Here is a 9,994-nt window from a genome sequence, read left to right as displayed (position 1 = left end):
CATGGCGAACTACACCGCCGCCGACGTCAAGAAGCTCCGTGAGCTCACGGGCGCCGGCATGATGGACTGCAAGAAGGCGCTGGACGAGGCCGACGGCAACGTCGACAAGGCCGTCGAGGCGCTGCGCATCAAGGGCCAGAAGGGCGTCGCCAAGCGCGAGGGCCGCTCCGCCGAGAACGGCGCCGTGGTTTCCATCATCGCCGACGACAACACCTCCGGTGTCCTGGTCGAGCTGAAGTGCGAGACGGACTTCGTCGCCAAGGGCGAGAAGTTCCAGGCCGTCGCCAACCAGATCGCCGAGCACGCCGCCGCGACCTCCCCGGCCGACATCCAGGCGCTCCTCGCCTCGGAGATCGAGTCCGGCAAGTCGGTCCAGGCGTTCGTCGACGAGGCCAACGCGAACCTGGGCGAGAAGATCGTCCTCGACCGCTTCGCCCAGTTCTCCGGCACCTACGTGACCGCGTACATGCACCGCACCATGCCCGACCTGCCCCCGCAGATCGGTGTCCTGGTCGAGCTGGACAAGGCCGACGCCGGTCTTGCCAAGGGCATCGCGCAGCACATCGCCGCCTTCGCGCCGAAGTACCTCTCCCGTGAGGACGTTCCGGCCGAGGTCGTCGAGTCCGAGCGCCGCGTCGCCGAGGAGACCACGCGCGCCGAGGGCAAGCCCGAGGCCGCGCTCCCGAAGATCGTCGAGGGTCGCGTCAACGGCTTCTTCAAGGAGGCCACCCTCCTCGGTCAGCCGTACGCGCTCGACAACAAGAAGTCCGTCCAGAAGGTTCTGGACGAGGCCGGTGTCACCCTGAAGCGCTTCTCGCGCATCAAGGTCGGCATCTGAGTCCGTACCGCGATCGACGCGCGATCCCGCTAGGGTCGACAGCAGTCGTCCGTGTCGGTCGCGCAGACCGTCACGCGCGGGCGTGAACGGACGACAGCAGATCAGACGAGGAGGCCATTGCCGCGCATGGGATGCGAACAACACCCCACCGGCAGTGGCCTTCTTCGTATGTGCGACCCGTATGTGCGACACGTAGAAGAGGCGAGATCTCCATGACCACCACCAAGGCCGCCGACAAGGACGAAAAGAGCGACACCGGCAAGGGCTCCGGCCGCTTTCTGCTGAAGCTTTCCGGTGAGGCGTTCGCCGGTGGCGGAGCGCTCGGCGTCGACCCCGACGTGGTGCACAAGATGGCCCGGGAGATCGCCGCGGTGGTCCGCGGCGGTGCCCAGATCGCCGTCGTCATCGGGGGTGGCAACTTCTTCCGGGGAGCCGAGCTCCAGCAGCGCGGCATGGACCGGGCCCGCTCCGACTACATGGGCATGCTCGGCACCGTCATGAACTGCCTCGCCCTCCAGGACTTCCTGGAGAAGGAGGGCATCGACTCGCGCGTGCAGACCGCCATCACCATGGGGCAGGTCGCCGAGCCGTACATCCCGCTGCGCGCCGTGCGGCACCTGGAGAAGGGCCGTGTGGTGATCTTCGGCGCCGGGATGGGCATGCCGTACTTCTCCACGGACACCACCGCCGCCCAGCGCGCTCTGGAGATCGACGCCGAAGCGCTGCTGATGGGCAAGAACGGTGTGGACGGGGTCTACGACTCCGACCCCAAGACCAACCCCGCAGCGGTCAAGTTCGACGCGCTCAGTTATGGCGAGGTCATCACCCGCGACCTGAAGGTCGCCGACATGACCGCGATCACGCTGTGCCGTGACAACAAGCTCCCGATCCTCGTCTTCGAGCTTCTCGCCGAGGGCAATATCGCTCGGGCGGTCAAGGGTGAGAAGATCGGCACGCTTGTGGGTGACCAGGGCAGTCGGGCCTGACCGGGGGATGGACAATGTCCTGCCGGTCGGGAACCGTTCAGGAATAAGACGCGACGCAGCCGGCCGCCTAACCGCCAGGGAACCGCAGCCGGGCCTACTCAAGACACGCAGGAGCAAGTGGTGATCGAAGAGACCCTCCTCGAAGCCGAGGAGAAGATGGAGAAGGCCGTCGTGGTCGCCAAGGAGGACTTCGCCGCGATCCGCACCGGCCGTGCGCACCCGGCGATGTTCAACAAGATCGTGGCGGACTACTACGGCGCGTTGACCCCGATCAACCAGCTGGCCTCGTTCTCGGTGCCCGAGCCGCGTATGGCCGTGGTGACCCCGTTCGACAAGAGCGCGATGCGCAACATCGAGCAGGCGATCCGCGACTCCGACCTCGGCGTCAACCCGAGCAACGACGGCAACATCATCCGGGTGGTGTTCCCCGAGCTCACCGAGGAGCGCCGCAAGGACTACATCAAGGTGGCCCGCACCAAGGCCGAGGACTCCAAGATCTCGATCCGTTCCGTCCGCCGCAAGGCCAAGGACGGCATCGACAAGCTGATCAAGGACGGCGAGGTCGGCGAGGACGAGGGCCGCCGTGCGGAGAAGGAGCTCGACGACACCACCGCGAAGTACGTCGCGCAGGTGGACGAGCTGCTCAAGCACAAGGAAGCAGAGCTGCTCGAAGTCTGATGAACGACTCTTCCTGGGGGGCGCCGCCACAAGCCGGGTACTGGGGGCCGTCCGACCGGGGGCCTGTCCAGGGGGATGCCCCGGCGGGTCCCGCGTACGATGCGCATCACGCGCAGCAGACTCGCCCCATGCCCATCGTGCCCGACGTACCCGCGCATGGCGGAGACCAGGATGACGACCGGGGGGCCGCTCGGACGGGCGGCCCCCTGTTCCGCGACGAGACGCCGCCACCGTCGACGCCGCCGCCGTTCCAGACTTCGTCGCAGCATCCGCAGCATCCGCAGCATCCGCAGCATCCGCTGAATCAGCAGGAGCCCATGACCAGCGCCGCACAGCCCGCACCCGCGCCGCAGAAGAAGAGCGCGGGCCGCGACCTCGGTGCTGCCATAGGGGTCGGGGTCGGACTCGGCGTGGTGATCGTCGCGTCGCTGTTCGTCGTCAAGGCCGTCTTCGTCGGCGTCATAACGGTCGCTGTCGTCGTCGGGCTGTGGGAGCTCACATCGAGGCTCGCGGAGCGCAAGGACATCAAGGCGCCGCTCGTGCCGCTGGCGGTGGGCGGTGCGGCGATGGTCGTCGCCGGCTACGTCCGCGGGCCCGAGGGCGCCTGGGTGGCCATGGCGCTCACCGCGCTCGCGGTCCTGGTCTGGCGGATGACGGAACCGCCCGAGGGATACCTCAAGGACGTCACCGCGGGCGTCTTCGCGGCCTTCTACATCCCGTTCCTCGCCACCTTCGTGGCGATGATGCTCACCGCGGACGACGGCGCGTGGCGGGTCCTCACGTTCCTGCTGCTGGCCGTGGTCAGCGACACGGGCGCGTACGCCGTCGGGTGGCGCTTCGGCACGCACAAGCTGGCCCCGCGCATCAGCCCCGGCAAGACCCGCGAGGGCCTGCTCGGCGCCGTCGCCTTCGCGATGGTGGCGGGCGCGCTGTGCATGCAGTTCCTCATCGACGACGGCACCTGGTGGCAGGGCCTGATCGTCGGCTTCGCGGTCGCGGCCAGCGCCACGCTCGGCGACCTCGGCGAGTCGATGATCAAGCGCGACCTGGGCATCAAGGACATGGGCACCCTGCTCCCGGGCCACGGCGGGATCATGGACCGACTGGACTCGCTGCTGCCCACCGCCCCTGTGGTGTGGCTGCTGCTGGTGCTCTTCGTCGGATCGGGCTGACCGGACCGAGTACCGCGTCATCCAGGGACCCCCGGCCGATCACGGCCGGGGGTCTTCGGCGTCCGGGCCCTGCGGGCAGTACCAAGCCCCTACGGGGAGTACGGGCCCCTACGGAGAGTGTCGGCCCCTACGGGGAGTACGGGCTCTACGGGGCGTACTCGTGCGGCCGACCGCCCTGCCACTTCACCCACCGCGGGTCGTCCAGCAGCTCCCAGGCGTCGTCCGGCAGGCCCGCCCGGCGCAGGAACTCGACCAGGTCGGTGTCGCTGTGGGCGAGCCCGAAGACCTGGCCGTGGATGGTGACCCGGCGCCCCCGGGCGCCCGTCATGCGGTGCACGACGATGGGCGCCGCGTTCGTCCCGCTCGTCTCGCTCATCCCGCCCGTCCCGCTCGTGTTCTCGCCTTGCGGCCGTTCGCCGTTCACAGCACACCCAGATCGTTGTCGGGCCGGCAGTAGGGGCACGCGCTGATGCCGTCCTCCGTGATCGCCCGGAGCGCCTGCTCGCGGGGCAGCGGTCTGGTGTTCTTGCCGGCCATGCCGCAGTCGCTCGTATGGACGGCCTCGGGGGCGGGTCTGCCGCCCGCTCTGCGCAGGGCGAGCTTCCAGCCGGGCGTGGGCGAGGGCGGTGTGCGCGCGGCACGGACAGCGGCTGCCTCCTGACGTTCGAGCTCGGCGATGGTGTCGTCCGTGCGGCGCAGCTGCCAGGCCAGCCATTCGCGGACGCTGCGCAGACGATCCAGACGAGACACTTTATCGGACACGCGTTCGATTCTAGGTCCAAGGGTGGCCTAGATGGCAACGCGAGCGGTGGAAGAAGCCTCTGAGAGTCGGTGGAAGAGGCCACTGAAACCGTCCGGGGCCGTGCAGGGGCCGTCCAGGGGTGGTGGGGTCGGCGACCACCTCGTGCGGCCGCCCTCCCCCGAAACCTCGCGGCTCCGGTCACACGAATCGATCTGCGACACTGGTACAGCCATGCCTAAGCCCGGAGAACTCACATTCGTCGCCCCCCGCGGAGCCAAGAAGCCGCCGCGGCACCTTGCCGATCTCACGCCTGCCGAGCGTAAAGAGGCCGTTGCCGCGGTCGGTGAGAAGCCGTTTCGTGCCAAACAGCTCTCGCAGCACTACTTCTCGCGGTTCGCGCACGATCCCGAGCAGTGGACCGACATCCCTGCCGGCTCGCGCGCCAAGCTGCAGGAAGCGCTGCTGCCCGAGCTGATGACGGTCGTGCGGCATCTGTCCACCGATGCCGACACCACCCGCAAGACCCTCTGGCGGCTCTTCGACGGCACGCTCGTCGAGTCCGTGCTGATGCGCTACCCGGACCGGGTCACGATGTGCATCAGTTCGCAGGCCGGCTGCGGGATGAACTGCCCGTTCTGCGCGACGGGACAGGCCGGTCTCGACCGGAACCTGTCGACCGGCGAGATCGTGCACCAGATCGTCGACGGCATGCGGGCGCTGCGCGACGGGGAGATCCCCGGCGGCCCGGCGCGGCTCAGCAACATCGTCTTCATGGGCATGGGCGAGCCGCTCGCCAACTACAAGCGGGTCGTCCAGTCCATCCGGGCGCTCACCGACCCGGAGCCGGACGGGCTCGGGCTCTCGCAGCGTGGGATCACCGTCTCGACCGTCGGTCTCGTCCCCGCGATCAACCGGTTCGCCGACGAGGGCTTCAAGTGCCGTCTCGCCATCTCCCTGCACGCACCGGACGACGAGCTGCGCGACACCCTCGTACCGGTCAACACGCGGTGGAAGGTACGGGAAGTGCTGGACGCGGGCTGGGAGTACGCGGCCAGGTCGGGGCGCCGGCTCTCCATCGAGTACGCGCTCATCCGGGACATCAACGACCAGGCGTGGCGCGGTGACCGGCTCGGGCGGATGCTCAAGGGCAAGCCGGTGCATGTGAACCTGATCCCGCTGAACCCGACGCCCGGCTCCAAGTGGACCGCCTCGCGGCCCGAGGACGAGAAGGCGTTCGTCGAGGCGATCGCCGCTCATGGGGTGCCGGTCACCGTCCGGGACACCCGTGGCCAGGAGATCGACGGGGCGTGCGGACAGCTCGCGGCCACCGAGCGGTAGTCTGGCGCACAGACACGTACATCTTCATATTCCGACAGGGGAGCGCCACAGCGCTGAGAGTGCGGGACAGCCCGCAGACCCTCTGAACCTCGCCCAGGTCATTCTGGGTAGGAAGTTCGGGCACTACTCAAGCTGTTGCGCCCTGCCCGGGAGCCGTTCGCGGTCCCGGGCAGGGCCGCGTCTCTTCCTGGTCAACCCAGGAGGAATCGAGTGAGCAACAAGAGCAGCATCTTCAGGATCACCGCCGTGGTCGCGGCCGGCGGTCTCGGCCTCGCCGCGCTCAGCGCGTGCGGGTCGTCCGACTCGGGGAGCGGCGACGAGGGCTCCGGGTCCAAGACCGTCACCCTCGTCAGCCATGACTCCTTCGCGTACACCAAGGACGTGCTGAAGGCGTTCGAGAAGGAGTCCGGGTACAAGGTCCGGGTCCTCAAGGACGGCGATGCCGGGCAGGCCGTCAACAAGGCGATCCTCACCAAGGACAACCCGCAGGGAGACGTCTTCTTCGGCGTCGACAACACCCTGCTCTCCCGCGCGCTCGACAACGGACTCTTCCAGTCGTACGAGGCCGAGGGCGCCGACGGCATCAAGGCCGAGTACCGGGTCGACCAGGACAAGCACCGGGTCACGCCCATCGACTCCGGAGACATCTGCGTCAACTACGACAAGGCCTGGTTCAGCGAGCACAAGGTGGCCGTGCCGACGTCCTTCGACGATCTGATCAAGCCCGCGTACAAGGACCTGCTCGTCACCGAGAACGCCTCGACCTCCTCGCCCGGCCTCGGCTTCCTGCTCGGCACCGCCGCCCAGTACGGCGACGACGGCTGGGAGGGCTACTGGAAGAAGCTCAAGGCCAACGGCGTGAAGGTCGTCGACGGCTGGGAGCAGGCCTACAACGAGGAGTTCTCCGGGTCCGCCGGCGGCAAGAAGGCCAAGGGCGACAGGCCGCTCGTCGTCTCGTACGCCTCCTCGCCGCCCGCCGAGGTCATCTACGCCGACCCCAAGCCCAAGACCGCCCCGACCGGTGTCGCGGACGGCACCTGCTTCCGCCAGGTCGAGTACGCGGGCCTGCTGAGCAACGCGAAGAACAGCAAGGGCGGCAAGGCGCTCATCGACTTCCTGGTCGGCAAGCAGTTCCAGGAGGACATGCCGCTCAACATGTTCGTCTACCCGGTGATCGAGGGCGCCGAGGTGCCCGACGCGTTCACGCAGTACGGTCCCGCCGCCGCGAACCCCGAGACCCTGGACCCCGCCAGGATCGCCGACAACCGTGACGAGTGGGTCAAGTCATGGACCTCGCTCGTACTGAAGTAGAGGCCGGCGCGCGCCCCCGGTCTCCGCGGTCTTCGCGGTCTGCGCGCCGGGGGAGCGTGGCGCGGCTCGGGCTCATGGCCGTGCCCGCCGCGTTCTTCGGGGTGTTCTTCGCCTATCCGGTCGTGGCCATCACCGCCCGCGGGCTGAAGGTCGACGGGGTCTGGCGGTTCGGGCGGATCGCGGACGTGCTCGGACAGCCCGACATCCGGCACGTCCTGTGGTTCACGACCTGGCAGGCGCTCGCCTCGACCGCGCTCACCCTGCTGGTCGCGCTCCCCGGCGCGTACGTCTTCGCGCGCTTCGAGTTCAGGGGCAAGCAGATCCTGCGGGCGGTCGTCACCGTGCCGTTCGTGCTGCCCACGCTCGTCGTGGGCACCGCCTTCCTGGCGCTGCTCGGGCGGGGCGGGCTCCTGGACGAGCTGTGGGGCGTACGCCTGGACACCACCGTCTGGGCCATCCTGCTCGCGCACGTCTTCTTCAACTACGCGGTCGTCGTCCGCACGGTCGGCGGCCTCTGGTCGCAGCTCGACCCGCGGCAGGAGGAGGCCGCCCGGGTGCTCGGCGCCTCCCCGTTCGCGGCGTGGCGCAGGGTGACGCTCCCGGCGCTCGGCCCGGCCGTGGCCGCCGCCGCGCTCATGGTGTTCCTCTTCACCTTCACCTCCTTCGGTGTCGTGCAGATCCTCGGCGGCCCCACCTTCTCCACCCTCGAAGTCGAGATCTACCGGCAGACCTCGGAAATCTTCGACCTCTCGACGGCCGCCGTGCTGACCCTCGTCCAGTTCGTCGCGGTGGGCGCGATCCTCGCCGTCCACGCCCGGACCGTACGGCGGCGGGAGACCGCCCTGCGGCTGGTGGACGCAGGCGCGACCGCGCGCCCGCCGCGCGGGGCGGGGCAGTGGGCGCTGCTCGCGGGCGTCCTCGGCTCCATCGCCGTCCTGCTCGTGCTGCCGCTCGCCGTCCTCGTCGAGCGCTCGCTCGACGCCCCCGGCTTCGGCTACTACAAGGCGCTCACCCGCAACGAGGGCAGCCTCTTCCTCGTCCCGCCGATCGACGCCGTCGGCAACTCGCTGCGGTACGCCTTCGCCGCCACCGCCATCGCCCTGCTGATCGGCGGACTCGCCGCCGCCGCCCTCACCCGGCGGGACACCGGACGCCTCGGACGACTCGTCCGCGGCTTCGACGCGCTCCTCATGCTGCCGCTCGGCGTCTCCGCCGTGACCGTCGGCTTCGGCTTCCTCATCGCGCTCGACGAGCCGCCGCTGGACCTGCGGAGCACCTGGATCCTGGTGCCGCTCGCGCAGGCGCTGGTGGGCGTCCCCTTCGTCGTACGGACCATGCTGCCGGTGCTGCGCGCGGTGGACGGACGGCTGCGCGAGGCCGCGGCGGTGCTCGGCGCCTCGCCCTGGCGGGTGTGGCGCGAGGTCGATCTGCCGATGGTGCGGCGGGCTCTGCTGATCGCGGCCGGGTTCGCCTTCGCGGTGTCGCTGGGCGAGTTCGGCGCGACCGTCTTCATCGCACGGCCCGACAACCCGACCCTGCCGGTCGCCGTGGCGCGGCTGCTCGGACGGGCCGGGGACCTCAACTACGGGCAGGCCATGGCCCTGTCGACCATCCTGATGCTGGTGTGCGCGGTGGCGCTGCTGGTGCTCGAACGCCTGCGCACCGACCTTCGTTCCGACCGGACGGGAGAGTTCTGACGATGCTCAAGCTCGATGGGGCCACCGTACGGTTCGGGGGGCGGGCCGTGCTCGACGACGTCGGACTCGATGTCGCCGAGCACGAGATCGTGTGCGTCCTCGGGCCCAGTGGCAGCGGCAAGTCGACGCTGCTGCGGGCCGTCGCGGGGCTCCAGCGGCTGGACGACGGGCGGGTCTTCCTGGACGGCCGCGACCTCGACGGCGTGCCCGCGCACAAGCGGGGGGTCGGCCTGATGTTCCAGGACCACCAGTTGTTCCCGCAGCGCGACGTGGCCGGAAACGTGGCCTTCGGGCTGCGGATGCACGGGGAGTCCAAGCGGCAGCAGGCGCTGAGGGCGGGGGAGTTGCTGGCGCTCGTGGGGCTGCCGGGCGCGCAGGGGCGGGCCGTCGCCTCCCTCTCCGGGGGTGAGCAGCAGCGGGTCGCGCTCGCCCGTGCGCTGGCTCCCCGGCCCCGGCTGCTCATGCTCGACGAGCCGCTCGGTCAGCTGGACCGCTCGCTGCGCGAACGGCTCGTGGTGGAACTGCGCGAGCTCTTCGGCGAGTTGGGCACGACCGTGCTCGCGGTCACGCACGACCAGGGTGAGGCCTTCGCGCTCGCCGACCGGGTCGTCGTGATGCGCGACGGGCGGATCGCCCAGTCGGGTACGCCACTTGAGGTCTGGCAGCGGCCGGCCGACGAGTTCGTGGCGCGCTTCCTCGGCTTCGAGAACGTCACCGGGGCGGTCGTCTCCGGGGAGGCCGCGGACACGCCGTGGGGCAAGCTGCCGGTGCCCTCGGGGACTCCGCAGGGGGAGGTCACGCTGCTCGTGCGGCCCGCGGGGGTACGGCTCGTACCGGTCGCGGAGGGGCTGCCGTGCACGGTGGCCGCGCGGACGTTCCGGGGGACGCATGTCGCTGTGCAGCTGCAGGCGGAGGGGGCGCCGCGGTTGGAGGCGGCGTGTGCGCTGCGGGATGCGCCGGAGGCGGGGGAGGGGGTTGGGGTGGCCTTCGATGTGGCCGAAATTGTGGTACTGGGAGGGGTTCCGGGGGCCTGATGTGCGGGGCGGTGGGGGCTGGTCGCGCCGTTCCCCGCGCCCCTGGTGGGTTGTGCCGGTCCCCGTGCGTCTGACGGCAAAAGATTGCGCAGTTCCCCGCGCCCCTGGTGGGTTGTGCCGGTCCCCGTGCGTCTGACGGCGAAAGATCGCGCCGTTCCCCGCGCCCCTGGGGGCGTGGGGCCGGGCGCAGTCGTGGCC

At 69.9% G+C, this 9,994-nt stretch carries 10 protein-coding genes and 1 riboswitch; of the genes, 8 read left to right on the top strand and 2 right to left on the bottom strand.

The features are described from left to right. The first annotated feature begins 1 nt into the window (after window position 1). The 4 genes from tsf to ACFWGJ_RS36480 all read left to right on the top strand — a co-directional run bounded on the left by tsf (window position 2) and on the right by ACFWGJ_RS36480 (window position 3,674). A complete protein-coding gene (gene tsf / locus ACFWGJ_RS36495; RefSeq protein ID WP_387333192.1) occupies window positions 2-838 on the top strand; it encodes a translation elongation factor Ts in 837 nt (278 codons plus the stop codon). Between the two features lie 212 nt (window positions 839-1,050). After that, the gene (gene pyrH / locus ACFWGJ_RS36490; RefSeq protein ID WP_381833126.1) at window positions 1,051-1,824 is read left to right on the top strand and encodes a UMP kinase; all 774 of its coding nucleotides are present in this window, start codon (window positions 1,051-1,053) and stop codon (window positions 1,822-1,824) included. A 120-nt stretch (window positions 1,825-1,944) separates the two neighbouring features. Next, the gene (frr, locus tag ACFWGJ_RS36485) at window positions 1,945-2,502 is read left to right on the top strand and encodes a ribosome recycling factor (protein WP_149515371.1); all 558 of its coding nucleotides are present in this window, start codon (window positions 1,945-1,947) and stop codon (window positions 2,500-2,502) included. After that, window positions 2,502-3,674 (top strand): phosphatidate cytidylyltransferase, encoded by a 1,173-nt coding sequence (locus ACFWGJ_RS36480; protein ID WP_387333189.1) that lies wholly within the window; start codon window positions 2,502-2,504, stop codon window positions 3,672-3,674. The genes frr and ACFWGJ_RS36480 overlap by 1 nt, the downstream gene beginning before the upstream one ends. Before the next feature lie 145 nt (window positions 3,675-3,819). On the opposite strand, the gene ACFWGJ_RS36475 is transcribed toward ACFWGJ_RS36480, so the two are convergent. Both ACFWGJ_RS36475 and ACFWGJ_RS36470 read right to left on the bottom strand, forming a co-directional pair. Beyond that, the gene (locus ACFWGJ_RS36475; RefSeq protein ID WP_387333187.1) at window positions 3,820-4,050 is read right to left on the bottom strand and encodes a hypothetical protein; all 231 of its coding nucleotides are present in this window, start codon (window positions 4,048-4,050) and stop codon (window positions 3,820-3,822) included. Window positions 4,051-4,094: 44 nt separating this feature from the next. Next, on the bottom strand, window positions 4,095-4,436 hold the full coding sequence (locus tag ACFWGJ_RS36470) for a DUF6233 domain-containing protein (protein ID WP_387333185.1): 342 nt from the start codon (window positions 4,434-4,436) through the stop codon (window positions 4,095-4,097). Window positions 4,437-4,647: 211 nt separating this feature from the next. On the opposite strand from ACFWGJ_RS36470, the gene rlmN reads away from it, so the two are divergent. From rlmN to ACFWGJ_RS36450, 4 genes are all read left to right on the top strand, one after another. Next, complete coding sequence (gene rlmN, locus ACFWGJ_RS36465; protein ID WP_387333183.1) at window positions 4,648-5,754, top strand: 23S rRNA (adenine(2503)-C(2))-methyltransferase RlmN; 1,107 nt, start codon at window positions 4,648-4,650, stop codon at window positions 5,752-5,754. Window positions 5,755-5,780: 26 nt separating this feature from the next. Then, window positions 5,781-5,886: riboswitch (TPP riboswitch) on the top strand. 78 nt (window positions 5,887-5,964) lie between these two features. Then, on the top strand, window positions 5,965-7,065 hold the full coding sequence (locus ACFWGJ_RS36460) for a thiamine ABC transporter substrate binding subunit (RefSeq protein ID WP_387333181.1): 1,101 nt from the start codon (window positions 5,965-5,967) through the stop codon (window positions 7,063-7,065). Then, window positions 7,041-8,762 carry an ABC transporter permease gene (locus tag ACFWGJ_RS36455; RefSeq protein WP_387333179.1) on the top strand — a complete coding sequence of 574 codons (1,722 nt, stop codon included), beginning with the start codon at window positions 7,041-7,043 and terminating at the stop codon, window positions 8,760-8,762. The genes ACFWGJ_RS36460 and ACFWGJ_RS36455 overlap by 25 nt, the downstream gene beginning before the upstream one ends. A gap of 2 nt (window positions 8,763-8,764) precedes the next feature. Next, window positions 8,765-9,796, top strand: a complete 1,032-nt coding sequence (locus ACFWGJ_RS36450) for an ABC transporter ATP-binding protein (protein ID WP_387333177.1) — start codon at window positions 8,765-8,767, stop codon at window positions 9,794-9,796. Window positions 9,797-9,994: the final 198 nt, after the last annotated feature.

Origin of the sequence: Streptomyces sp. NPDC060205, from assembly GCF_042728395.1 — a bacterium.
Classification (GTDB): Bacteria; Actinomycetota; Actinomycetes; order Streptomycetales; family Streptomycetaceae; genus Streptomyces.
Note: the sequence above shows the minus strand (reverse complement) of the source record. Positions and strands in the feature narration are given on the sequence as shown.